The organism is Plantibacter sp. Leaf314 (assembly GCF_001423185.1).
Lineage (GTDB): Bacteria > Actinomycetota > Actinomycetes > Actinomycetales > Microbacteriaceae > Plantibacter.
The window spans coordinates 2303062-2327280 of record NZ_LMOB01000001.1 but is presented as its reverse complement, the minus strand read 5'-3'; the positions used below and the strand labels follow the sequence as shown (position 1 = coordinate 2327280).

The window sequence follows — 24219 nt, the reverse complement described above, 5'->3', positions numbered from 1 at the left end:
GTTCAGACGCTCCCGCGACGCACGATCGACGTCGGGACGAACGAGCCGGTGGGCGAGATGGTCTCGCCCCGCAACTGCGCGAGCAGCACCTCGGCCGCGCGTTGACCGACGGCCGCTGCCGGCTGATGGACGGTCGTGAGCGGCGGGTGGCAGCGCAGGGCCCAGGCCGAGTCGTCGAAGCCGACGACCGACACGTCCTCAGGGACCCGCCGACCGGCGGCGCGCAACGCCTCGAGGGCACCTGCTGCGACCGCGTCGGACGCCGCGAAGAGGCCGTCGATCTCCGGTACTCGTGCGAGGAGCTCGGTCATGCCGGAGAAGCCGTCCTGGTGGGAGTAGAACGGGACCTCGACGACGAGCCGCTCGTCGAACCGGTCGCCGAGCGCGTCACGGAATCCGGCGAGTCGGTCTGAGCCGGAGTCGCGGTCGAGCGCCGCCGCGATCATGCCGATACGCCCCCGGCCGGCACCGATCAGCTCGCGGGTGATGTCGGCAGACGCGGCACGGTTGTCGATCCCGACGAACGGGAGTTCGCGGAGGTCGGGCGGGTGGCCGACGAACGTCGCCGGGAGCCCGAGGCGTTCGATCACCCGGGTGATCGGGTCGTTCTCGCGCGCGGAGACCATGATGACCCCGTCGACGAAGCCGCCGGAGAGGTACCGGGTGATGCGGTCGGTGTCGCGTTCCGAGTCGACGACCAGGCAGACGAGCTGGTGGTCCGCCTGCGAGAGGGCCTCGTTCGCGCCGAGCAGGATGTTGCCGATGTTGGGATCGTCGACGAAGAGACTGTGGGGCTCGTGCACGACGAACCCGACGGCCTGCGTGCGCTGCATGACGAGGTTCCGGGCGGCCGTGTTGGGCACGTACCCGACCTTCTCGATCGCGGCCTCGATCGCCTCGCGGGCCTCGGCCGAGACGTACCGCTCGCCGTTGACGACCCGGCTGACAGTGCCGCGCGAGACGCCGGCCTCGACCGCGACATCGTGCACGGTGGCCCGTTTGCGTCGAGTCGGCGGAGGGGTCACGGCTCCACCCTAGCGCCGCGCCGAACGCGCCACGGCGCTCGTCGTGTTGACAGATTCTGAAATCCGACCGTACTCTGTGTACGTTCACAGACTCTCAACGTGGAGTTGTCGCTCTTCGATCTGTGCACGTTCACAGATCGCGGAAGGCACCATGAGCTCCACCCCCACGTTCAGCCACGACGGCATCGCCTACGGCTGCGACTACAACCCCGAGCAGTGGGACCGGTCCGTCTGGCGCGAAGACGTCGCCCTCATGCAGGAAGCCGGCGTCGACCTCGTCGCCCTCAACATCTTCGGGTGGTCGCACCTCGAGCCGCGCCCGGGCGAGTTCGAGTTCTCCGGCCTCGACGAGATCCTCGACCTGCTCCACGCGGCGGGCATCCGGGTCAACCTCGGAACCGGCACCGCCTCAGCACCCCCGTGGCTCACCTTCCGCCACCCCGAGATCCTCCCCGAGACCGAGGACGGCACGACGCGCTTCCCCGGCGGCCGCCAGGCCTGGTGCCCGTCGTCCGCGGTCTTCCGCCGGTACGCCCTGGAACTGGTCGAGCGGGTCGCCGAGCGGTACGGCGCCCACCCGGCCGTCGAGCTCTGGCACGTCTCCAATGAGCTCGGCTGCCACAACGCGCTCTGCTACGACGACGAGTCCGCCGAAGCGTTCCGCGGCTGGCTCCGCGCCCGCTACGGCACGATCGAACGCCTGAACACCGCCTGGGGCACCTCGTTCTGGAGCCAGCAGTACAGCGACTTCGCGGAGATCCTGCCGCCGCGTCTCACCCTGTCCAGCCGCAACCCCAGCCAGGTCGTCGACTTCCACCGCTTCTCCTCCGACGAACTGCTCGACTACTACCGGGCCGAGCTCGAGGTCCTGCGTCGCCACAGCACCGTGCCGGTCACCACCAACTTCATGGTCACTGCGCACATCCGGAACATGGACTACTGGCAGTGGGCCCCCGAGATGGACGTCGTCGCGAACGACCACTACCTCGACAACCGGCTCGCCGACCCGACCGCGGAGCTCTCCTTCGCGAGCGACCTCACGCGCGGGCTGGCCGGCGGCGGCTCCTGGTTGCTCATGGAGCAGTCGACCGGTGCCGTCAACTGGCAGCCGCAGAACCTCGCCAAGGCGCCAGGCGAGATGACCCGCAACTCGCTGACGCACGTCGCCAAGGGAGCCGAAGCCGTCTGCTTCTTCCAGTGGCGGGCCTCCCTGCAGGGCTCCGAGAAGTTCCACTCCGCCCTGCTGCCCCACGCCGGCACCGACTCGGACGTCTGGCGGGAGGTCGTCGCGCTCGGCGGCACCCTCGATCGACTCGACGAGATCGTCGGGACGCGCGTGCAGGCCGACGTCGCGCTCATGTTCTCGTGGGAGAACTGGTGGGCCGCCGACGGCGAGAGCCGCCCGACCCACGCGGTCGACTACCTCTCGCAGGTGCACGCCGCCCACGCCTCGCTGCGTCGACTCGGCCACACGGTCGACGTCGTCCGTCCCGGAGCGGACCTCTCCGCGTACCGCCTCGTCGTCGTCCCCAACCTCTACCTCGTGCGGGACAGCGAGGCCGCGGTCGTCTCCGATTTCGTCACGGCCGGCGGTCACGCGGTGATCACCTTCTTCAGCGGGATCGCCGACGAAGAGGACCGCGTCCGCCCCGGCGGGTACCCGGGCGCCTTCCGCGAGCTGCTCGGCGTCAACACGGAGGAGTTCGCGCCCGTCCTGCCGGGGCAGCCGCTCACGCTCGCCTCCGGGAAGACCGCGACCGCCTGGTCGGAGCGCACCCGCGCCCGCGGCGCCGAGGTCCTCGACACCTTCGCCGACGGCCCCTCGATCGGCCGGCCGGCGATCACCCGTAACCGCCTCGCGCGCGGCGGGGACGCCTGGTACCTCGCGACGAACCTCGACGCCGACGCCCTCGACGACGTCCTGCGCGACGCCGCAGCAGGCGCGGGCGCCGTGCCGCAGGGCGACGAGCGGCTGCCGGGCCTCGAGGTCATCCGCCGCGTCGGCGACGACCGCAGCTACCGCTTCCTCATCAACCACTCGACGCACGACGTCGAGCTGCCGGCGACCGGGCACGAGCTCGTCACCGGCGAACCCGTCGACTCCATCGCACGCGTGCCAGCCGGCGCCGTGCGCGTCATCAGAGAGGACCGCACGCGATGAGCGTCAACATCGAGACGGCGGAGGCTACGTCACCACGTCCGTCCCGCCGGCGGACGGCAGCGCGACTGCCGAAGGCGGTGGTGCAGCACAAGCGGGCGATCGCCTTCTTCATCGTCCCGTTCGCCGTCCTGTTCGCCCTGTTCTACCTCGTGCCGATCGGCTACGCCGTCTACCAGTCGTTGCTCGTGATCGAGCGTGACGGCACCTTCGGCCAGGCCCGTGAGGTGTTCGGCGGGTTCGCCCAGTACGTGCAGGTCTTCCAGAACGGACCGTTCTGGCAGTCCGTCGGTCGGGTGCTCCTGTTCGGTGTCGTCCAGGTGCCCGTGATGCTGGGCCTCGCTCTCCTCTTCGCCCTGCTGCTCGACTCGCCGCTGCTCCGCGGCAAGCGGTTCTTCCGCCTGGCCTTCTTCGTGCCGTACGCGGTCCCCGGCGTCATCGCCGCCATCATGTGGGGCTTCCTCTATTCGCCCAACCTGTCGCCGTTCACCGCGATCACGCAGAACGTCAACTTCCTCTCCGCCGACCTCGTGCTCTGGGCCATCGCGAACGTCGTGACCTGGGTGTTCGTCGGCTACAACATGCTCATCATCTACTCCTCGCTCCTCTCCATCCCGACGGAGATCTACGAGGCAGCGCGACTCGACGGCGCCGGCCAGGCCCGCATCGCCTGGTCGATCAAGATCCCGCTGGTGATGCCCGCGATCGTCCTCACCGCGATCTTCTCGATCATCGGCACGCTCCAGCTCCTCGCCGAACCGCAGGTGTTCCGGTCCTTCAGCTCGGCCGTGAGCAGCACCTTCACGCCGAACCTCACCGTCTACACCACCTCGTCCATCCCGAACGTGAACCTCGCAGCCGCCTTCTCGGTCGTGCTCGCGCTGGCGACCTTCGTCCTCTCGTTCGGGTTCCTGAAGTTCACGCAGCGAAAGGAAGGCAAATGACCGCCATCCTGTCCACCGGCCGCGGCCCGCAGGAGAGCCGCCTGTCGCGTGCCGGCGCGCTCATCGTGATGCTCGTCTTCACGCTCTACTTCCTCATCCCCATCTGGTGGCTGTTCATCGCGTCGACCAAGTCGTCGTCGCAGTTCTCGAACACCGCGCCGCTCTGGTTCGCCGACTTCAACCTCTTCGAGAACGTCGGACAGCTCGTCGCCTACCGCGACGGCGTCTACCTGAAGTGGATGCTGAACTCGGTGCTGTACGCGGGGCTCGGCGCACTCCTCGGCACCCTGTTCGCGGCGATGTGCGGCTACGCGCTCGCCAAGTACCGGTTCCCGGGCCGCGACCTGATCTTCAACGTCGTGCTCGGTGGTGTGCTCGTGCCGGCCACGGCGCTCGCCCTGCCGCTGTTCCTGATCTTCAGCCAGGTGGGTCTCACGAACACCTTCTGGGCCGTGTTCCTGCCGTCACTCGTCAGCCCCTTCGGCGTCTACCTCACCCGCATCTTCGCGGCGTCGAGCGTGCCGGAGGAACTGCTCGAGGCCTCTCGGCTCGACGGTGCGGGGGAGGTCCGGACCTTCTTCACCATCTCCGTGCGACTCATGTTCCCGGCGCTCGTCACCGTGTTCCTCTTCCAGTTCGTCGCCATCTGGAACAACTTCTTCCTGCCGCTCATCATGCTGCGCGACGAAGCCCTGTTCCCCGTCACCCTCGGGCTCTACTCGTGGAACTCGCAGGTCAACCAGATCCCCGAACTGCGCCTGTACGTGCTCGTCGGCGCGTTCCTGTCGATCATCCCGCTCGTCATCACCTTCCTCCTGCTCCAGCGGTTCTGGCGGTCCGGCCTCGGTGCCGGCGCCGTGAAGTGACCGCCCGACAATCAGCACCTCCCGAACCACCCGCACCAGCAACACCATCCCTCACCATTCACAGAAGAACGGATTCGCAATGAACCTCAAGAGAACAGCGGTCGCCGCAGCGGTGCTGTCGGCCGTCGTCCTGAGCGGCTGCTCCTCCACCGGGTCGGACGGCGGCAGTGCTGCTGCGTCCTGTGCCCCGGCGGAGGGCAAGGTCGACCTCAGCTTCACCTCCTGGATCCCCGGTATCGAGGAGGTCGTGGACGTCTGGAACAAGGAGAACCCCGACATCCAGGTCAAGGTCCAGACCGGCCCGAACGGCAACAGCGGCACGTACCAGAACTTCTTCAACCAGTTGAAGGCCGGCAACGCGCCCGACCTCGGTCAGATCGAGTACGACGCCCTCCCGAACTTCCGCGTGCAGAACGGCCTCATGGACCTCGGTGCGTGCGACGAGGTCATGGCCGCGAAGGACGACTTCGTCGACTGGACCTGGGGTCAGGTCTCCCTCGGCGAGTCCGACTCGGTCTACGCGGTGCCGCAGGACTCCGGCCCGATGGCCATGTTCTACCGTGCCGACCTCTTCGAGCAGAACGGGATCGCCATCCCGACGACGTGGGCCGAGTACAAGGAGGCCGCCAAGCAGGTGCGTGCCACCGGCGCCTACATCACCAACTTCTCGCAGGGTGACATCAACCAGTTCGCGGGTCTCGTCTGGCAGGCCGGCGGCAGCTGGTTCAAGAACGACGGCAGCGACTGGACCGTCGACCTGACCGACCCCGCCTCCAAGCAGGTCGCCGACTACTGGCAGGACCTGATCGACGAGGACCTCGTCTCGACCGTGCCGACCTGGACGACCGAGTGGGACAACGCCTACAACTCCAGCGCCGCGTGGACCTGGAACTCGGCGGTCTGGGGTGCGAACTCCATCGCCTCCGGTGCGCCCGACACCGCCGGCAAGTGGGCCGTCGCGAAGGCACCGCAGTGGAAGGCCGGCGACTCCGCCGCCGGCAACTGGGGTGGCTCGTCCACCGCGGTCTTCACCGGTTCCGAGCACCCCTACGAGGCTGCGAAGTTCGCCCTGTGGCTGAACACCTCCGATGAGGCGCTCACCATGCTCAACAAGAGCGCCAACATCTACCCGGCGACGAAGGAAGGCCTGAACCTCCCCGTCCTCAAGGAGGGCGTCGACTTCTACGGCGGCCAGCCGATCTACGATGTCTTCGCGGAGGCTTCCTCCGAGGTGTCCGAAGACTTCGCCTGGGGTCCGACGATGACGCAGACGTACAACGACGTGTCCGACGGCTTCAAGGCGGCGGTGTCCGGCAACGGCACCCTGCTCGACGCCCTCACCAAGGGCCAGTCGGCGACGATCGACGCCCTGAAGGCGCAGTCCATCCCCGTCAAGGAGTAATGCAACCGTGATCCATCACCTTCGTGCCGCGGGCGTCAGCCTGATCGTCGACGCCCGTGGCACGGAGGTGCCCACCATCCTCCACTGGGGAGCCGATGTCGGCGAACTCGCCGCCGCCTCCCTCACCGCACTCGCCGATGGCCTGACGCCCGCGATCCCGCCGTCGTCCATCGACGCCCCGCCCCGCCTCAGCCTGCTGCCCACCGTGTTCGACGGTTGGAGCGGCCGCCCGGGTGTCGGCGTGCACCGGCCGGGCGGACCGGATGCGTCGAACCTGCTCGCACTGCGGCTGCTCGACCAGCAGGCCACCGACACCTCCCTGATCCTGACGACGTCCGACGAGCGCGCCGCCGTGACGGTCGTCTCGACGATCGAGCTGACCCCGCAGGGCGTGCTGCGAGTCCGGCACGCGGTGCGGAACGACGCCGAGGTCGACGCCGAGGTCGACCGACCGCTCGCCGTCGACGCTCTCGCCGTCGTCCTGCCGGTCCCGGACCGCGCCACCGAACTCCTCGACTTCACGGGCCTCTGGACCCACGAGCGCACGCCGCAGCGTCCCCGCCTCGGCCAGGGCGCCTGGACCCGCGAGCACCGTCACGGCCGGCCGGGGCACGACGCCGCCTTCCTGTCCGTCGTCGGAGCCCCAGGCTTCGGCTTCCGCACGGGTGAGGTGTGGGCGACCCACCTCGCCTGGAGCGGCGACCAGGTGCTCTGGACCGAGCGTTCGGCGCTCGGACCCGCGGCCACCGGCTCCGGCGAACTCCTCGCCCCCGGTGAGGTCGTCCTGGCGCCAGGCGAGCGCTACGAATCGCCATGGACGGTCGCCGTATACTCCGACGCGGGTCTCGACGGCGTCTCCGCGCGACTGCACCCCTGGATCCGCTCCTGGAGCACGATCACGAAGCCCCGCCCCGTGGTGCTGAACACCTGGGAGGCCGTGTACTTCGACCACGACCTGCCCACCCTGCTGTCGCTCGTCGAGCAGGCGAAGCGCGTCGGGGTCGAGCGGTTCGTGTTGGACGACGGGTGGTTCGCGGGCCGGACCGACGACCGACGCGCACTCGGCGACTGGTTCGTCGACCCGGAACGCTGGGCCGGCGGGCTCTCACCACTGATCGACGCGGTCACCGGTGCCGGCATGGACTTCGGGCTGTGGGTCGAACCCGAGATGGTGAACCCCGACTCCGAGCTCGCCCGCACCCACCCCGACTGGGTGCTGGGGCACCCGGACGCCCCGACCTGGCGCTTCCAACGGGTGCTCGACCTCGACCATCCGGACGCGTTCGCCTACCTCCTCGGCCGACTCGACGCACTGTTGACCGAGTACGACATCGCGTTCCTCAAGTGGGATCACAACCGCGACCTGCTCGGCGGTTCGGCACACCGGCAGACGGCGGCGCTCTACCGACTGCTCGACGAGGTGCGCGCGTTGCACCCCGGGGTCGACATCGAGTCGTGCGCCTCGGGTGGCGCGCGGATCGACCTCGGCATCCTGGAGCGCGTCGAGCGGGTGTGGACGAGTGACACGAACGACCCGCTGGAGCGCCAGTCGATCCAGCGGTACACGGGCCTCGTGATCCCGCCGGAGTATCTCGGCGGACACCTCGGCGCCGCCCGCTCGCACACCACCTGGCGGACCTCGGACCTCGCGTTCCGGCTCGCCACGGCACTCTTCGGGAGTGCGGGCATCGAGTGGAACCTCAACGAGGCGAGCGAGGACGAGCTCGACCTCATCGCGGCCTGGATCGGCCACTACCAGCGCCTCCGCCCGCTGCTGCACTCGGGCGCGGTCGTCCGCATGGACGGCGCGGACCCCGCCCTGCAGGCGCACGGGGTGATCGCCCAGGACCGCTCCTCCGCGATCGTCGCGCAGGTGGCGCTCGCCGCACCTCGGACGGCTGTTCCTGCGCCGCTCCGAGTGCCGGGCCTCGATCCCGAGCGTCTCTATCGCGTCCGTCCGCTCGACCTCGGCGCGCCCGCCCGGTCGATCCAGGACGCACCGCCGACGTGGCTGGCCGAGGGTTCGATCGTGCTCACCGGCCGCGCGTTGGCCGAGGTCGGGATTGCGATGCCGCTCCTCGCCCCCGAGCAGGCGCAGCTCTTCACGCTCGACGCGGACTAGCCGCTACGGACGAGGACTCCCTTGCCCAGGTTCAGGCGGGGGAGTCCTCGGTCGCGCGAGCTTCGGTCAGATGTTGCAGCCGGAGGCGCGAGCCGCGTCGTAGGGGAACCAGTCGACCGGACCGGGTCCCATCTGCGGCGCGCACAGGATGTTCCAGGTCTCGGCACCGACGACGCCATCGACCTGCATGCCCCAGTACGTCTGGAAGGCGACGACGGCTGCTCGGGTCTGCTCGCCGAACTGGCCGTCCACCTCCAGGTTGGACACACCACCGGGGATCCTCGGTCCGAAGGCGTTGAGGAGCGTCTGGATGTTGGCGACGCACCCACCGTCGCCGCCGACGGAGTACTGGTAGTCGACGCACTGGCCGGCGGCGGACGCCGGTGCGGCGGTCGCGACACCGCCCAGGGAGCCGGCGATCGCGAGGCCGAGGGCGGCACCCGCGACGGCGATCCTGCTGCGCATCGTTCGTGTGGTCATGATGTTCCTCTCGTTCGACTGCTCGGACATCACGAGCGTAGGTCGAGCGCGTCGAACACCGAATGGGGAGGAGTGCCCATGCCCGGCCGCCGTTCATTCGCCCATGTTTGGGCGAGTGTGTGTTCGTTCGCCCATGTTTGGGCGAACGAAGCGCGCTCAGTCGATGCCGATGTCCTCGCCGACGACGGTGATCTGCGCGGGCACCGGCCACGGGTGGTCGCCGACCGGCGCGAGGCGGACGAGCTCGGTGACCCGAGGGGCCGGAGCGCCGGCCTCACCGATGAGCCAACCGCCGACGAGGAACGTCGTGCCGGGGACGGACCACACGGCGATCCCGGTCACGCCGAAATCGCCGTAGGCACCGTCGGAGAACCGCACCGTGACGAGGTCGCCGTGGGTGAGCTCGGCGAGCTGAGCGGTGACGGCGCCCGGGTCGGGGTCGACGGGATCCAGCTCGGGGATCGTCTCGAGCACCTGCAGGGGCTTCGTCGGCTTGCCGTTCTGATCGAGTGCCGTGCCGGCCAGCAGGAGGCCGCCGATGATCGGTGACCGACGGGCTCGGCCGGCGAGGTCGAACACGCCGTAGCGGGGCACGCTCAGACGCGCTTGCAGGGAAGCGGTGTCCTCGGCCGACTCGATGGCGGCCGTGAGACCTTTGATGTCGCGGCGAGCGGGAGCGCTGAGGTCGTAGTTCACCCGTCAACTCTCGCAGATCGCGGCGACGCGTGCCTGTCGGCCTTCGTCCACCGAGGTCGACGGAGGTGGGAGGCTGGGGTGGTGATCGCCGCACTCGAACTCCCCGCCACCCTGACCACCCGCGAGCAGACGCTCGTCCTCCGCCGGGCCGGCCTCGGCGACCTCGACGCCCTGATGGCGTTGCTCGCCGACGACCCGATCAGTGCCGCGCGAGGCGACCAAGCCCAGGAGAGCGACCTGCCCGCCTACGAGCGCGCGCTCGCGGACCTCATCGACGACCCGTCGAACGAGATCCTGCTCGTCGAGGACGCCGCCGGTGCCGTCATCGCGACGATGCAGCTCACCCGTATCCCCGGCATGGCCCGACGCGGTTCGACCCGGATGCTCGTCGAGGCGGTGCGGGTCTCCTCCGCGCTGCGGTCCGGCGGTGTCGGTTCGGCCATGATGCGCTGGGTGACGGACGTCGCCGCCCCCGCGACGGGGTCGTCGATCGTGCAGCTGACCTCCGATGAGGCCCGGATCGACGCCCACCGCTTCTACGAGCGTCTCGGCTTCGTCGGCTCGCACCGCGGCTTCAAGTACGCCGTGACGGCGGCGAACTGAGATGGGCGTCGTCCGCACCGCCGCACGCCTGCTCCTCGGGGCCGCCCTCGTGTTCGCCGGCGTCGGCCACCTCACCTTCGCTCGACAGTCGTTCGTCGCCCAGGTGCCGCAGTGGTTGCCGCTGCCCGTCGACCTCGTCGTGCTCGCGTCCGGGGTCGTCGAGATCCTGCTCGGCCTCTCGCTCCTGCTCCTCGGACGGCACCGGGTCGTGGTCGGTTGGGTCGTGGCGGCCTTCTTCGTCGCCGTGTTCCCCGGCAACGTCGAGCAGTTCGTCAGCGGGACCGACGCCTTCGGGCTCGACAGCGACGCCGCCCGCGCCATCCGGCTGCTCTTCCAACCCCTCCTCGTCGTGTGGGCGCTCTGGTCGACGGGAGCGTGGCGCTCCTTCCGGACGAGGAAGCTCAGTCGCGAGGGTGCCTAGTCATCCGGCCCCGCCGGGTGTCAAGGGGCCTGAGCTTCCAGGCTCGATCCGGCAGGGTGGATGCATGCGATGCATTACATACGCGGGTGAGAATGTTGTGACGACCGACGAGGTCGCGGCTCTGCTGGTCGAACTGACGGCGGAGCTCGCGAAGCGCGGCCGCGCTGAAGCGGTCACCATCCCGATCGTCGTCGACTCCGATGTCGAAGACGCATCGGCTCAGCTCGTGATCGGTCTCGGCAACGACGTGCTGTCCGTGCCGCACGCCTGGGATCAGGCCGTACCGGACTTCAGTGAGGCCGAATCGCGTCTCCAGGGCTACCTCGATGACATCCGCCCGTCCACGACGGCGTACGAACCTCGCGACTCCATCGAGACCTCCGACGTCCTCGAGGATCCCGACCTGGATCTGCGCGACTTCTCCCGCTGAGTCGTCCCCACACGGCAACGCCGGCGTCGACCCCTCGGGTCGACGCCGGCGCTCGTTCCGGTCCGCTCAGCGCGGCAGCGGCAGCTTCGCCGTCTCCCGCGCCCGCAGCACGACGATCAGCGTGATGAGCGCCGCCGCCATCACGTAGAACGCCGGAGCGAAGCGGTTGCCGGTCGAGGCGATGAGGAACGTCGCGAAGTACGGCGTGATCCCGCCGAACACGGCGACCGAGAGGTTGTACGCGATCGCCATCGAGCCGTAGCGGATGCTGGTCGGGAACAGCTCCGCCATCGCCGCGCTCGATGCACCGTCGTACGCGGCCATGAACACGCCGAGGATGACCATCGCGACGGCGGCTGCGGCGAAGTTGCCTGCGCTCATGAGCATCAGGGTCGGGTAGGTCAGGACGAGGAACCCGACGCAGCCCGCGATCATCACCGGCTTCCGTCCGATCCGGTCGCTCAGCAGGCCCATGAACGGCACGAGGATCGCGATCGCGAGGAGCCCGAGGACCGTGACGCCGTAGCTGAGCGGCTGCGAGTACCCGAGGTCGGTCTGCAGGTACGACGGCATGAAGGTCTGCAGGATCCAGTGGCCGACCGCCTTGATCACGACGAAGCCGACGCAGAAGAGCAGGGCCTTCCACGAGGTGCGCAACGACGTCCGCAGCGGTGACTTCGAGACGGCGCCCTTGGCCTGGATCGCTTGGAACTCCGGGGTGTCCTCGAGCTTGTTCCGCAGGTAGAGCCCAGCGAGCCCGAGGGGGAGTGCGAGGAAGAAGAGGGCGCGCCAGCCCCAGTCGTTGAGCGCCTCGGCGCCGAGTGTCGAGGTGAAGAGGAGCACGAGACCCGCGCCGACGACGAAGGCCGCGAACCCGAACACGTCGATGAAGCTCGTCACGAAGCCACGCCGGTTGGAGGGGGCGTACTCGGCGAGGAGCGTGGTGGCGCCCGAGCTCTCGCCGCCGGCGGCGAAGCCCTGGACGAGCCGGACGATGACGAGCAGGATCGGCGCCCATAGGCCGATCATGTCGAACGTCGGCAGGAGACCCATGACGACGGTCGCCCCGGACGTCACGAGGATCACCGTCGCGAGGATGGTCTTGCGTCCGATGCGGTCCCCGAGCGATCCCCAGAAGAGGCCGCCGAGCGGGCGCATCACGAAGCCGGCTCCGAACACGGCGAACGCGGACAGGAGCGCGGCCTGCGGGTTGCCCTGCTCGAAGAAGTTGAGGCTGATGACGGTCGCGAGGGTGCCGTAGAGCCCGAAGTCGAACCACTCCACGAAGTGGCCGGCTCCCGCGGCCCAGATGACCTTCCGCATGCGGCGCGAGCGCTCCGCGTCGTCATAGGGGGTCTGCGCGCTGTGCGCGGCGGCCTCCGCCAGGGTCTCGGTCTGTGTCCTGCTGTCGTCCATCGGTCCTCACATCGTTGTCGGGGTGTCTGGAAGTTCACCTGCTGACGTAGCATACCCACTGAATGGGAAACTCGTACCGCTGAATGGTAGCGTGGGAGCAGCCCGCAGGTCGACACCGATCTGACGGCTTCCAGGATCACGCATCACGAAGGAGTGTCGTCCATGCAGCACCGCACCCAGTCCGCCGACGTCGTCGTCATCGGCGGAGGTCTTGCGGGGGTCTCCGCCGCCGTCGCTGCCGCCCGTCTCGGTTCCCGGGTCTCGCTCATCACCAACCGCCCGGTCCTCGGGGGCAACTCCTCGAGCGAGGTGCGCGTGTGGGTCGTCGGAGCGACCGCGCACGGCCACCAGCGGTTCGCCCGCGAGACCGGGATCATGGGCGAGCTCTTCCTGGAGAACCAGTACCGCAACCCCGAGGGCAACCCGTTCTACTGGGACCAGACCGTCCTCGACCTCGTGCGCGCCGAGCCGAACGTGCAGTTGCACCTCAACACGGACGTCCGCATCGTCACGATGGCGGAGCCGACGGGGGATGAGTCGTCGGAGGGACCGCGGATCGCGTCCGTCACCGGCTGGACGATGGGGAGCGAGATCGAGACCGAGTTCATCGCACCGGTCTTCATCGACTGCACCGGAGACGGACTCGTCGGCCACCTCGCCGGCGCGACCTCGCGGATCGGCCGGGAGGGCCGCGCCGAGCACGGTGAACCCTGGGCGCCCGAGGTGGCGGACGACGAGCTCCTCGGCAGCTCGATCTTCTTCTACACGAAGGACACGGGACGACCCGAGCGCTTCGTCGCGCCCGACATCGCCCGCGACATCCGCGACACCCCGATCCTCACCAACCGGATCATCCGCACCGGCGACAACGGTTGCAACTACTGGTGGATCGAGTGGGGTGGCGAACTCGACACCGTCGCCGAGAACGAGCAGATCCGCGACGAGCTGTGGAGCGTCGTCTTCGGGATCTGGGACTACATCAAGAACTCCGGCGAATTCGACGCGGACACCCTCACGCTCGAGTGGGTCGGATCGATCCCGGGCAAGCGCGAGTACCGTCGGCTGCTGGGCGACCACACGCTCACGCAGAACGACCTCCTCGACCAGGTCGACTTCGAGGACACCGTCGCCTTCGGCGGATGGTCGATCGACCTGCACCCGGTCGAGGGCGTCTACGCCGAGACCGCCGGCGCCCAGCAGCGCTTCAGCAACGGCACCTACGGCATCCCGTTCCGCAGCCTCTACTCACGGGACGTCGGCAACCTGCTCTTCGCCGGTCGCAACATCTCCGCGTCGCACGTCGCGTTCGGGTCCACGCGGGTCATGGCGACCTGCGCGACCCAGGGCCAGGCGGTGGGGACGGCGGCGGCGCTCATCGCCCGCGACGGACTGACCCCGCGTGGGCTCGCCGGTGAGGCGCTGCCGCTCCTGCAGCGCACCCTCCTCCGCGAGGACGCTCCGGTGATCGGCGTCACCGTCGACGACTCCGACGACCTGGCTCCGCGCGCGACCGTCTCCGCCTCCAGCGCGCTCGCCGGGATCTCCACGCTGGAGCACCTCGGCGACGGTGAACGGTTCGCCCTCGACCGCGACGTCGCGATCCTCGTACCCGTCGCTCCGACGCTCGATCAGATCACCCTGCTGGTCGACGCCGCGCGCGACACGACCCTCCACGTCGAACTGTGGAGCGCGGGCAAGCGCCAGAACGCCGTCCCGGTCGAGCACCTCCTCGACGGCTCGGTGGAGGTCGCCGCGGGGACCGGTGTCCCGGCGACCGTGCGGTTCGGGTGGACGCCCGACGTGGAGCAGAACGCCGTGGTCGTCGTCCGCGCGAACCCCGATGTGAGCCTGCTCCTCACCGACGGCCACCCCTACGGGCTCCTCGTCCTCACGGCCAGGCACGCCTCGGACGAGGTGTTCGACGACCACATCCCCGAGGAGCAGGACCAGGCGATCCTCGACTGGAACGCCCGGAAGCTCCGGGGCCGGAGCGTCGCGCTGACCGTGGGCGGGGACACCACGGCGTACCGTCCCGAGCGCGTGCTCGACGGCTATCAGCGCCCGTACGGTGGGCCGCACCTGTGGTCCTCGGAGCGGCTCGACGAGGGCCGCGACCTGGTCGCCGAACCCGAGGTGCTCAGCCTCCGGTGGGACGAGCCCGTCGACGTCGCGTCCGTCCGGATCGTCTTCAACGACGACGTCGACGCGGACCTCATCAACCTGCACCACCACCGCACCGGCTTCGAGGCGGTGCCGGAGCTCGTCGCCGCGTACCGGCTCGAGGCGCGACCCGTGGACGGGACGGAGGGCACGTGGACGGTCTTGGCCGAGGCCGAGGGGAACCGGCACCGACACCGGATCCACGACGTCGAACCCGTGCGGATCGACGCGCTCCGACTCGTCGTGACGGCCACGAACGGCTCGCCATACGTCAGCGTCGCGAGTGTGAAGGTGTTCGAGCAGCCGAGCGGGCGCACCACCCGGCCGCGCCGAGCCCGACCGCTACGCTGAACACGGCCTTCCGAGGCCGGACACCCGAACCGACAGCGACACCGTGGAGGACCCGTGGCAGGCGAGATCCAGCAGGGCATCGGTCGTGCGGCATCGGTGCTCGCCGTCCTGGGCGCCTCGACGACCGGGCCGTTGCGGGCCTCGGACATCGCGCGCGCGACCGGTCTGGGCACCTCGACGACCGCCCGGCTCCTCGGCACCCTCGAGGAGCTCGGGTACGTGTCCAAGTCGGCCGACAGCCCGTCGTACGCGATCGGCGCGACGATCCTTGCGCTGGCGAGCGAGGGGCTCAACCAGAACCCGGTCCACCGGGAGTCCCGGGCGCCGGCGCAGGAACTCGCGCAGCGCATCGGCCTCAGTGTGAACGTCGGGGTCCTCGACGGCTCCAGCCTCATCTACCTCTGTCACTTCGAGGGCGCGCTCGCCCCCAAGTCGCACTCCATGATCGGGCTCCGGCAGCCGCTGCACGCGTCGGCCCTCGGCAAGTGCCTGCTGCTCGACCTCGATGCGGACGGCCTCCGCGCGCTGCTCGGTGCGGAACCGCTCGCCCGCTACACGGCCAACACGATCACCGAGCACGCGGCGCTCGTCGCCGAGCTCGCGGCGGCTCGGGAACGCGGCGTCTGCACCGAGGACCAGGAGCTCGCGCTGGGGCGTCTCGGGATCGCGGCACCCATCCGCGACGCGAACGCCAGAGTGGTCGCGGCGATCTCCATCTCGGGCCGCCTGAGCCTCATGCGCGAGCGCGACCTCGACGTGCTCACCGAGGACCTCATCGAGGTGGCCGACCGCATCAGTGTGGGACTCGGCCTCATCTCCGCGATCCCGTCCTCCTGACCCGTCCTCCCGTATCCGATCTCACGAACCCGAAGGTGACCCGTGGCGCAATTCGACCTGCCCCTCGCCCAGCTCCAGCAGTACCTGCCCGACCGCGAGGAGGCCGCCGACTTCGACGCCTTCTGGTCGGACACGATCGCCGAAGCGCATGCGCTCGCCCAGCCGACGCAGCGTGAGCGCTCCAACCCCGAGCTGACCGGTCTCATCGTCGAGGACGTCACCTTCTCCGGCTTCGGCGGCGACCCGATCAAGGGCTGGTTCATCCGTCCTGCAGGCGCGACCGGCCCGCTCCCGTGCGTCGTGCACTACATCGGCTACAGCGGCGGCCGCGGGTTCGCCCACCAGTGGACGATGCACCCCTCCGCCGGGTACGCGGTGTTCGTGATGGACACCCGCGGCCAGGGCAGTGCGAACCGGCCCGGCGCGACCGCGGACCCCGTCGGCAGCGGACCCCAGGTCGCCGGCAAGATGAGCGCCGGGCTCGACAGCCGGGAGACGTACTATTACCGCCGCGTGTTCACGGACGCCGCGCTAGCCGTCGACGTGGTCCGCAGCTTCCCCGAGGTGGATCCGGCTCGCGTCGTCGTCGCCGGGGTCAGCCAGGGCGGCGGTATCGCGCTCGCCGCGGCCGGGCTCAGCGAGGGCCTCGCCGGCGCGCTCGTCGACGTCCCGTTCCTGTCGCACTACCGTCGAGCCCTCCAGATCACCGACGCGAGCCCGTTCGCCGAGCTGAAGACGTTCCTCATCAGTCGCCGCGGCCAGGAGGAGCAGGTGTTCCGCACCCTCTCCTACTTCGACGCGACGAACTTCGCGGCGAGGGCCACGGCACCGACGCTCTTCTCCGTCGCCCTGTGCGACGCGGTGTGCCCGCCTTCGACGGTCTACGCGGCGTTCAACCACTACGCGGGTGCACAGAAGGACATCGCCGTGTACCCGTACAACGGGCATGAGGGTGGGGGACCGGTGCAGGAGCAGCGGCAGCTCGAGGTCCTCGCCGACCTCTTCGCCTGACGCGTCGCCCGCCCGCCCCGGGTGAGCGGGCGTGGGACGATGTGCACGTGAGCGAGACCGACGGCACCGATCAGACCCTGCAGGCCGCCCGACGTCGGACGCGGGCCGGCATGATCGCGGCGATGGCGCTCGTGCTTTCGTTCGCGGCCGGGGCGACCGACGCTTTCGCGTTCCTCCAGCTCGGCGGCGTCTTCACCGCCAACATGACCGGCAACTTCGTGCTGGCCGGCCTCACGAGCCGCCCGGACTTCGCCGAGGTCCTCCTCGGGGCGTCGGTCGCGGTGCTGCTGTTCTCCGTCGGGACGTTCCTGGCCTTCCGGTTCACGAGGCCCGTCGCCACCACCGATCGACCGACGCCGGAGGCGCCGCAGCGCCGGCTGGTCCTCGTCCTCGGCGGTGCGGTGGTCGCACAGTCGTGCGTCCTCCTCGGGTGGATCGTGTCCTCCGACCACCGCACCATGCCCGTGGTCTGCGTCCTCATCGCGCTCTCCACCCTCGCCATGGCCGGGCAGACGGCCGTCGCGCGTCGCATCGAACGCTCGGGCGTGACGACCACGTTCGTGACCGGCACCCTCACCAGCCTCATGCAGAGCCTCGCCGACGGCATCCACGACCACCACCTCATCCGCATCGGTGCGATCGTGCTACTCGTGGCGGGTGCCCTCTGCGGCTCGCTCCTCACGGGCGTCGACCCGGTGTTCGGTGCGGCGCTGCCCCTCGTCCCGTCGATCGTCGGGCTGGTGCTCCTCCGGCTCGCGCCGTCGGCATCGGCGCACTGACGACGAGCGTCGGCGCCGAACCGGTCAGGCGATCGCGGCGGTCGCCTCGATCTCGACGAGCTGGTCGTCGTAGCCGAGGACGGTGACACCGAGCAGCGTCGACGGCACGTCGTGATCGCCGAAGGCGGCGCGCACGACCTCCCAGGCCGTCACGAGGTCGGACTGCTTGGTCGAGGCGACGAGGACCCTGGTGCTCGCCACGTCGGCGAGGGTCGCCCCGGCGGCCTCGAGGGCGATGACGAGGTTCTCGACGCACTTCGCCGCCTGCCCGGCGACGTCACCCACGGCTGCGGTCGAGCCGTCGAGGTTCAGCGGGCACGACCCGGCCAGGAACAGCAGCTTCGCGCTCGCCGGGACGGACGAGGCGTAGGCGTATTCGGCCGCATCGGAGAGCTGTTCGGCTCGGATCAGCGTGACGACGGACATGGATCCTCCTCGTGGTTCGGCTCGGTCGCGAGACGACTCATGCTCCATCGTGCCCGACGGCGCCGCCCGGGTTCGACGCCGACGCCAGCTCGGGGAGCTGAGCGTCGCGCGTGAGCTGCGCTCGGATGACCACCGGGAAGTGGTCGCTCGCCTCGGAGGTCGGCGGCTGATCGTCGACGAGGGTGTCGATCGGCTCCAAGTCGGCGTGGGGGCCGGGTCCGCCCGAACGGCCGAGCACCCAGTCGATGCGCGCGTTCCCGGGACGTTGCGGGCCGTACCCGTGGAAGGTGCCGACGTCCGTGCCCTCGGCCGCCGGCGACAGGTCGACGAACCCGGCTCGCTCGAACGCGACGTGCGCTGCGGATCCGCGCGGGGTGTTGAAATCGCCCGTGAGCAGGATCGGCGTGTCCACCTCGGAGAACCGGTCCGCGATGAGTTCGGCGCTCTTCGTCCGGACGTCGTCGCCGTGGGGTGTGGCCTCGTGGTCGAGGTGCGTGTTGGCGAAGACCAGCTCGTCCCCGGTCTGTCGCTCCCGGAGCCGCACCCAGGTGACGAACCGGGCGTGGAGCGACGGCCAGGTGTTCGAGCCGGGTTCGTCGGGGGTGTCGGAGAGCCAGAAGTCGCCGGCGTCGAGCCGCTCGAACCGTGAGCGACGGAAGAACACCGGACCGTACTCGCCGGCGGTGCCGCCGTCGCGACCCTGCCCGAACCAGTCGTACTCGGTGAGGTCTGGGAGGAGGTCGCTGAGTTGGTTCCCGCGGACCTCCTGCAGGCCGAGGAGGTCGGGCCCGGTGCGGGCGATGACCTGCGAGACGAGCGGAGCCCGGTCCACCCATTCGTGACCGGGTTGGGCGACGGCGGTGCGGATGTTGTAACTCATGACGGTCAGGAGGCTCCGGGCCAGGATGGTTTCGCTCACCCGGTCAGCGTAGGGGAGGAGGATGAAGGGGAGCTGTCCCCATGTCGCGGGCGCGTCGGTCTGCCTAGACTCACCCCATGACCTTCGACCTCCGCGATGCTCAGGCCCGGATCCTCGCCCTCAACAGCGAAGACCTCCCCTTCATCTACGACCCGACGCCCGACGGTGTGGTCGCCCACTGGCGGTACGCCGACCAGCGGTGGCTCGGTTTCCTCGGGGCGGGGATGTTCAGCGCGGAGTACGAGCTGCGGGTGGAGTTGCACCCGGAGGACGGCGAGTGGGAGTTCCACGAGGAGTCCTCCTCCTCGAAGACGACGCTCGGGCTGGACGGCCTCTCCACGAAGCGCACCTGGCAGTCGGGGCCTCAGAAGACCTTCACCTTCGGGCGGAGCGTTGCCCCGATCGCGCAGTCCACCGACCGCGACGGCACGACGACCGGCCACTTCATGGGCTACGACTTCACCACCGACGAGGTCAAGCAGCCCGTCATCGACGCCCTCACCGCGGCCGGCTGGCAGCCGCGCAAGGGGTTCTTCGGCAAGCTCTTCGGCGGCTGATCAGCCGCGAGCCACCTCGGCGGGTGCCGCACCGGTCGAGTCGCGGACGACGAGTTCCGGGCGCAGGAGGATGGCGGGGGTCGATTCCCGGTCGTCGGTCCGTTCGCGCGTGACGACCTGCTCGACCGCCAGCGCGGCCATGCGGGCGATGGGCTGACGGACGGTCGTCAGCGACGGCGACACGAGATCGGCGAGGGGGATGTCGTCGAAGCCGACGACGGAGACGTCCGTGCCGATGCCGAGCCCCAGATCGCGGATGCCCTTGCAGACCCCGAGGGCCGTCATGTCGTTGATCGCGATGATCGCTGTCGGCGCTGGACCGGCGCTGAACAGCTCGTGCACGGCTCGTCGGCCGACCTCGGGGGCCTCGAGCTCGTCGGCGCCTGCCGGGAGTCCCGCCCACACCGGCAACTCCGACGCGTCGAGACCCGCCGCCTGCACCGCGGCGAGGAACCCCGCGTGCCGGACGGTCCGGTTCACCGAACGCTGCGACCCGGAGACGAACGCGATCCTCCGGTGCCCGAGATCGGTCAGGTGGGATGCGGCGACGCTGCCGCCGAGGTGGTTGTCGATCCCGATGCTCGCGACGAGGGGCGGATCGCCTGGCTGGACGGGACGGTCGAACAGGATGAGGTTGAGGCCGCGCTCGACGAAGGCCGCCAGGTGCTCGAGCGACGGCAGTGAGGTGCAGAGGACGATGTCGCGGACGCCGTTGTCCCACAGCTCCTCCACGTAGCCGAGCTCTCGTCCGGGGTCGCGCTCGCTGTTGCCGAGGAGGACGTTGTAGCCGTGGCCGAGTGCCGCCTGTTCGAGCTCGCGGGCGAAGGCGCCCCAGAACGGGTTGCTGACCGACGGCACGATGAGGCCGATCGTCTTCGTCTGGCCGGTGCGCAGTTGCCGCGCGGCCCGGTTGGGTCGGTAGTCGAGCGCTCGGATGGCCGCGAAGACCCGATCGCGGGTCTCGGGCTGCATGCGGTCGGAACGACTGTTGAGGACGTTCGACACGGTGCTCGTCGAGACGCCCGCTGCTGCGGCGACCTGTTGGATCGTCACCTTGTCGGCCATGACCGCCCCTCTCGTGCCTCCGCGTCGACCGGGATTCCGGCAGCGGTGCCTTGCTCCAGTGTATCGATACAGCACTCACGCCGCCAAGCTGAAATCGATTCTTCCGCGCGTTCACTGGGATCGCGAGGGGCGAGCACTGCTGGCTCGGTTGACGTCACCATGATCGGTGGTTATGGTCGGTAAATCGATACACAAGATCATCGCCGATCCTGGATACCGATGACGACGACGTCACGGACTCGCGGCATCGTCGCCCCGAATCGATACCCGTGAAGGGAACCAACGCATGACCACCCGGACCATGAGGCCACGCCACCGGCGGACCACCGGCCTCCCCAGGGCGGCCCGTCTCGCCACCGGACTGCTCACCGCGAGCGCGCTCACCCTGGCGCTCGGCGCGTGCTCGACCCCGGAGGCCGAGCAGGACGCCGATCCGAACGCCATCAGCGGCGACCTCACCATGCTGACCCCGATCTTCGAGGGCTCCGCGGGGCAGAAGCTGCTCGAGGAGGAGCTGCTGCCGCAGTTCACGGCGATGTACCCCGACGTGACGGTGTCCGTCGACTACACCAACTACGCCCGCCTCAACGAGAAGCTGACCACCGGCGTCGTCTCCGGCCTGGTGCCGGACGTGATGATGATGGGCGTCGGCTGGATCGAGGCCTTCGCCGATCGAGGCGTCCTGGCCAACCTGAGCGACGGAGGCCTCACCGCCGAGTCGCTGGAGGAGACCATGACGCCGGAGATCGTCGAGGCCGGGCTCTGGAACGGCGACGTGTACGGCGTCCCGATCATGCTCGACGCCCGCTTCGGCGTGGCCAGGATGGACCTCCTCCGGGAGGCCGGCTACGACCACACCCCGCGGACCTGGGATGAACTCGTCGAGATGGCCGACGCGCTCACCGAGCGCGACGCGAAGGGCAAGCTGACGCGCACCGGCTTCGACATGTTGACGATCGAACCGCGCCAGATGTTCGAGACGGCGCTGTTCTCGAACGGCGGATCGCTCTTCTCCGAGGACAACAGCTCGCCGGCGTTCGACTCCGAGCAGGGAGTCGAGGCGCTGCAACGGATCGTCGACCTCTTCCACGACCAGAAGGTCGAGGACACGGGCTTCTCCGCGCCCAACGCGACCGTCAACCCGCTCATCAACGGCCGTGCGGCGATGGCGATCGCCCACAACAACGTCTGGACCCAGGCCGAGGCGGCCGACCCGGAGGTGCTGGACGACCTCGAACCGTTCCTCATCCCCGGCGACTCGCCCAGCATGTTCGTCGGCGGGACGATGGCGGCGGTCTCCGCCACCTCGGCTCATGAACAGGCGGCGCAGAAACTCGTCGAGTTCCTGGCGAGCCCCGGCCCGGCGCTGGCGGCCAACCAGCAGCGCGGCAACGTGCCCGCCCTGACCGAGCTCCTCGAGAGCGACTACGTGCAGGACGACCGCCTCGTGCAGTTCGCGATGGAGAACCTCTCGGTCGCCAAGCGTGAGGGCGGACCTCCGAAGTGGCTCGGGCTCCGCGGCGACGTCGCCCCGGCCATCGAGAACGCGATCCTCCGCAAGAAGACGGCGAAGGCGGCACTCACCGACCTCGCCGCGGCCTTCCAGAAGAAGTTGGACCGGTGATCATGACCGCGACACGCACCCCCGACGTCCCCAGGACGCTCGACCCCCGACAACCGCCACCCATCCCGCGGCGGGCCGCCAGCAAGCGTGCGGCTCGGAAGAGCGGTCTGTTCGGCTGGCTCATGGTCGCTCCGGCCGTGTTCCACATCGGCCTCTGGACGGCGATCCCCGTCCTCGCGACGATCGCCCTGAGCTTCACCGACTACGACATCTTCGACGCCCCCGCGTGGATCGGTCTCGACAACTACGTGGAGATCTTCCAGGACCCGGTGTTCGGCCAGGCCACGTGGAACACGATCGTCTACACCTTCTGGACCGTGCCCGCCTCGATGGCGATCGCGATGGTCATCGCCGTCGCGCTCAACCAGAACCTGCGTCTCCGCACCTGGTTCCGGACCGCGTTCTTCCTGCCGCAGGTGACGGCCACGGTCGCCATCGCGATGGTCTGGCTGTGGATCTTCAACCCGCAGCAGGGTCTCCTGAACGGGATCCTCTCGGTGGTCGGCATTCCGGGTCAGGCCTGGCTGGCCGACCCGGAGTGGGCGCTGCCCTCCGTCATCCTCGTCGGCGCATGGCAGGGCATCGGCATCAAGATGCTCATCTACATCGCGGCGCTCCAGAACGTCGACCCCTCGCTGTACGAGGCCGCCGCGGTCGACGGTGCGGGCCCGATCCGGAAGTTCTTCGCGATCACCGTGCCGATGCTGAAGCCCGCCACCTTCTTCGTGCTCATCATCTCGATCATCGGAGCGTTCCAAGTGTTCGACCAGATCTACGTCCTGACCGACGGCGGACCCGCCAACTCCACGACGATGATGACCTACGAGGTCTACCGCTCCGCGTTCCAGAACTTCGAGATGGGCATGGCGTCGGCGCAGTCGGTGCTGCTGTTCCTGATGCTCCTCGTGATGACCGTCATCGGCCGTCGCGCGACGAAGGGTGACGAGGGATGACCGCCGAACCGCTCACGACGAGGTCGCTCGTCACCGGGGTCCACGAGGACTTCGTGCCGAAGCCTGCCGGACGTCGCCGGAACCGTCGATGGATCGGACGGCTCGTCCTCAACCTGGCCCTCACGCTCGGCGCGCTCACCATGGTGGTGCCGTTCATCTGGATGATCGCGACGTCGTTGAAGTCCCCGGCCGAACTCGCCGAGTTCCCGCCGACGTTCCTCCCCAAGGTCTGGGAGTGGAGCAACTATCCCGAGGCCCTCCAGGCGGCTCCGTTCGCCACCTACTTCCGGAACAGCTTCATCATCTCGGCGTCGCACACGATCATCACGCTGATCTTCGCCGCGATGGCCGGCTACTCGCTGGCCCGCATCCGGTTCCGCGGTCGCGAACTCGTCTTCCTCGGCTTCGTCGCGATGCTCATGATCCCGACCTACACGAAGATCGTGCCGCAGTTCCTGCTCGTGAAGTTCATGCCCCTCTTCGGTGGGAACGACATCCTCGGCCAGGGCGGGTCCGGGTGGCTCAACACCTGGTGGGCGCTCATCATCCCCGGAGGCCTGAGCGCGACCGCGATCTTCCTGTTCCGCCAGTTCTACCTCTCCCTCCCGACGGAGCTCGCGGAGGCCGCGCGGATCGACGGACTCAGCGAGTTCCGCATCTTCTCCCGGATCTACACGCCGCTCATCAAGCCGGCGATCGCGACGGTCGCGCTCCTGACCTTCCAGGAGAGCTGGAACAACTTCCTCTGGCCGCTCCTCGTCACGACGAGGGACGACCTCAGGGTGATCCAGGTCGGGCTCGCCGTGTTCCAGCAGCTCGACGGGACGCAGTGGCAATACCTGATGGCCGGCACCACGATGGCGACCGTCCCGATGGTCCTCCTCTTCCTGTTCTGCCAGAAGTACTTCATCCAGGGGTTCACGAACGCCGGCATCAAGTAGTCGGCGACCCCGCCCACCGCTCACCCCGAGCGG

At 69.2% G+C, this 24219-nt stretch carries 23 protein-coding genes; 16 read left to right on the top strand and 7 right to left on the bottom strand.

Annotated elements, in window-relative coordinates; translation table 11 throughout:
- Positions 1-2: 2 nt before the first annotated feature.
- Entirely contained in the window at positions 3-1025 is a 1023-nt protein-coding gene (locus ASF68_RS10970) for a LacI family DNA-binding transcriptional regulator (RefSeq protein WP_056010135.1), read from the bottom strand.
- 151 nt (positions 1026-1176) lie between these two features.
- On the opposite strand from ASF68_RS10970, the gene ASF68_RS10965 reads away from it, so the two are divergent.
- The 5 genes from ASF68_RS10965 (at position 1177) to ASF68_RS10945 (ending at position 8517) form a co-directional block, all read left to right on the top strand.
- The gene (locus tag ASF68_RS10965; protein ID WP_056010132.1) at positions 1177-3186 is read left to right on the top strand and encodes a beta-galactosidase; all 2010 of its coding nucleotides are present in this window, start codon (positions 1177-1179) and stop codon (positions 3184-3186) included.
- The gene (locus ASF68_RS10960; protein WP_056010127.1) at positions 3183-4127 is read left to right on the top strand and encodes a carbohydrate ABC transporter permease; all 945 of its coding nucleotides are present in this window, start codon (positions 3183-3185) and stop codon (positions 4125-4127) included. Before ASF68_RS10965 ends, ASF68_RS10960 begins: the two co-directional genes overlap by 4 nt.
- A complete protein-coding gene (locus ASF68_RS10955; RefSeq protein WP_082456000.1) occupies positions 4124-4993 on the top strand; it encodes a carbohydrate ABC transporter permease in 870 nt (289 codons plus the stop codon). The genes ASF68_RS10960 and ASF68_RS10955 overlap by 4 nt, the downstream gene beginning before the upstream one ends.
- Before the next feature lie 79 nt (positions 4994-5072).
- Positions 5073-6395 (top strand): ABC transporter substrate-binding protein, encoded by a 1323-nt coding sequence (locus ASF68_RS10950; RefSeq protein WP_056010124.1) that lies wholly within the window; start codon positions 5073-5075, stop codon positions 6393-6395.
- Between the two features lie 7 nt (positions 6396-6402).
- Positions 6403-8517 carry an alpha-galactosidase gene (locus tag ASF68_RS10945; RefSeq protein WP_056010121.1) on the top strand — a complete coding sequence of 705 codons (2115 nt, stop codon included), beginning with the start codon at positions 6403-6405 and terminating at the stop codon, positions 8515-8517.
- Positions 8518-8583: 66 nt separating this feature from the next.
- On the opposite strand, the gene ASF68_RS10940 is transcribed toward ASF68_RS10945, so the two are convergent.
- Positions 8584-8997, bottom strand: a complete 414-nt coding sequence (locus ASF68_RS10940) for a peptidoglycan-binding protein (protein ID WP_162239355.1) — start codon at positions 8995-8997, stop codon at positions 8584-8586.
- Between the two features lie 156 nt (positions 8998-9153).
- A complete protein-coding gene (locus ASF68_RS10935; protein WP_056010116.1) occupies positions 9154-9693 on the bottom strand; it encodes a hypothetical protein in 540 nt (179 codons plus the stop codon).
- A gap of 81 nt (positions 9694-9774) precedes the next feature.
- Between ASF68_RS10935 and ASF68_RS10930 the strand changes: the two genes are divergently transcribed.
- From ASF68_RS10930 to ASF68_RS10920, 3 genes are all read left to right on the top strand, one after another.
- The gene (locus tag ASF68_RS10930; protein WP_056011818.1) at positions 9775-10296 is read left to right on the top strand and encodes a GNAT family N-acetyltransferase; all 522 of its coding nucleotides are present in this window, start codon (positions 9775-9777) and stop codon (positions 10294-10296) included.
- 1 nt (position 10297) lies between these two features.
- Positions 10298-10717, top strand: a complete 420-nt coding sequence (locus ASF68_RS10925) for a hypothetical protein (protein ID WP_056010113.1) — start codon at positions 10298-10300, stop codon at positions 10715-10717.
- Between the two features lie 97 nt (positions 10718-10814).
- Positions 10815-11147: a hypothetical protein gene (locus tag ASF68_RS10920; protein WP_157579937.1), complete on the top strand. Its 333-nt coding sequence runs from the start codon at positions 10815-10817 to the stop codon at positions 11145-11147.
- 66 nt (positions 11148-11213) lie between these two features.
- Here ASF68_RS10920 and ASF68_RS10915 read toward each other — a convergent pair whose 3' ends face one another.
- The gene (locus ASF68_RS10915) at positions 11214-12563 is read right to left on the bottom strand and encodes an MFS transporter (RefSeq protein WP_082498577.1); all 1350 of its coding nucleotides are present in this window, start codon (positions 12561-12563) and stop codon (positions 11214-11216) included.
- A gap of 153 nt (positions 12564-12716) precedes the next feature.
- On the opposite strand from ASF68_RS10915, the gene ASF68_RS10910 reads away from it, so the two are divergent.
- Genes ASF68_RS10910 through ASF68_RS10895 form a run of 4 tightly spaced genes read left to right on the top strand, consistent with a single transcriptional unit; the run spans position 12717 to position 17701 of the window.
- On the top strand, positions 12717-15074 hold the full coding sequence (locus ASF68_RS10910) for an FAD-dependent oxidoreductase (RefSeq protein WP_369796447.1): 2358 nt from the start codon (positions 12717-12719) through the stop codon (positions 15072-15074).
- A gap of 54 nt (positions 15075-15128) precedes the next feature.
- On the top strand, positions 15129-15911 hold the full coding sequence (locus ASF68_RS10905; RefSeq protein ID WP_056010105.1) for an IclR family transcriptional regulator: 783 nt from the start codon (positions 15129-15131) through the stop codon (positions 15909-15911).
- Positions 15912-15953: 42 nt separating this feature from the next.
- The gene (locus ASF68_RS10900; protein ID WP_056010102.1) at positions 15954-16922 is read left to right on the top strand and encodes an acetylxylan esterase; all 969 of its coding nucleotides are present in this window, start codon (positions 15954-15956) and stop codon (positions 16920-16922) included.
- A gap of 47 nt (positions 16923-16969) precedes the next feature.
- Entirely contained in the window at positions 16970-17701 is a 732-nt protein-coding gene (locus ASF68_RS10895; protein ID WP_056010099.1) for a YoaK family protein, read from the top strand.
- Positions 17702-17725: 24 nt separating this feature from the next.
- Here the strand turns inward: ASF68_RS10895 and ASF68_RS10890 are convergent, their stop codons facing one another.
- Positions 17726-18127: a RidA family protein gene (locus tag ASF68_RS10890; RefSeq protein WP_056010096.1), complete on the bottom strand. Its 402-nt coding sequence runs from the start codon at positions 18125-18127 to the stop codon at positions 17726-17728.
- A 37-nt stretch (positions 18128-18164) separates the two neighbouring features.
- Positions 18165-19046 carry an endonuclease/exonuclease/phosphatase family protein gene (locus ASF68_RS10885; protein ID WP_056010094.1) on the bottom strand — a complete coding sequence of 294 codons (882 nt, stop codon included), beginning with the start codon at positions 19044-19046 and terminating at the stop codon, positions 18165-18167.
- Positions 19047-19123: 77 nt separating this feature from the next.
- Here ASF68_RS10885 and ASF68_RS10880 point away from each other — a divergent pair, with 77 nt between their 5' ends.
- A complete protein-coding gene (locus tag ASF68_RS10880) occupies positions 19124-19603 on the top strand; it encodes a hypothetical protein (RefSeq protein ID WP_056010092.1) in 480 nt (159 codons plus the stop codon).
- Here the strand turns inward: ASF68_RS10880 and ASF68_RS10875 are convergent, their stop codons facing one another.
- Positions 19604-20668 carry a LacI family DNA-binding transcriptional regulator gene (locus ASF68_RS10875; RefSeq protein WP_056010090.1) on the bottom strand — a complete coding sequence of 355 codons (1065 nt, stop codon included), beginning with the start codon at positions 20666-20668 and terminating at the stop codon, positions 19604-19606.
- 286 nt (positions 20669-20954) lie between these two features.
- On the opposite strand from ASF68_RS10875, the gene ASF68_RS10870 reads away from it, so the two are divergent.
- The 3 genes from ASF68_RS10870 to ASF68_RS10860 are packed head-to-tail and all read left to right on the top strand — an operon-like array spanning position 20955 to position 24186.
- Positions 20955-22292 (top strand): extracellular solute-binding protein, encoded by a 1338-nt coding sequence (locus ASF68_RS10870; RefSeq protein WP_056010088.1) that lies wholly within the window; start codon positions 20955-20957, stop codon positions 22290-22292.
- A gap of 2 nt (positions 22293-22294) precedes the next feature.
- The gene (locus ASF68_RS10865) at positions 22295-23245 is read left to right on the top strand and encodes a carbohydrate ABC transporter permease (RefSeq protein ID WP_079706135.1); all 951 of its coding nucleotides are present in this window, start codon (positions 22295-22297) and stop codon (positions 23243-23245) included.
- Positions 23242-24186, top strand: coding sequence for a carbohydrate ABC transporter permease (locus tag ASF68_RS10860; protein WP_082455997.1), 945 nt, complete (start codon positions 23242-23244; stop codon positions 24184-24186). Before ASF68_RS10865 ends, ASF68_RS10860 begins: the two co-directional genes overlap by 4 nt.
- Positions 24187-24219 lie beyond the last annotated feature (33 nt).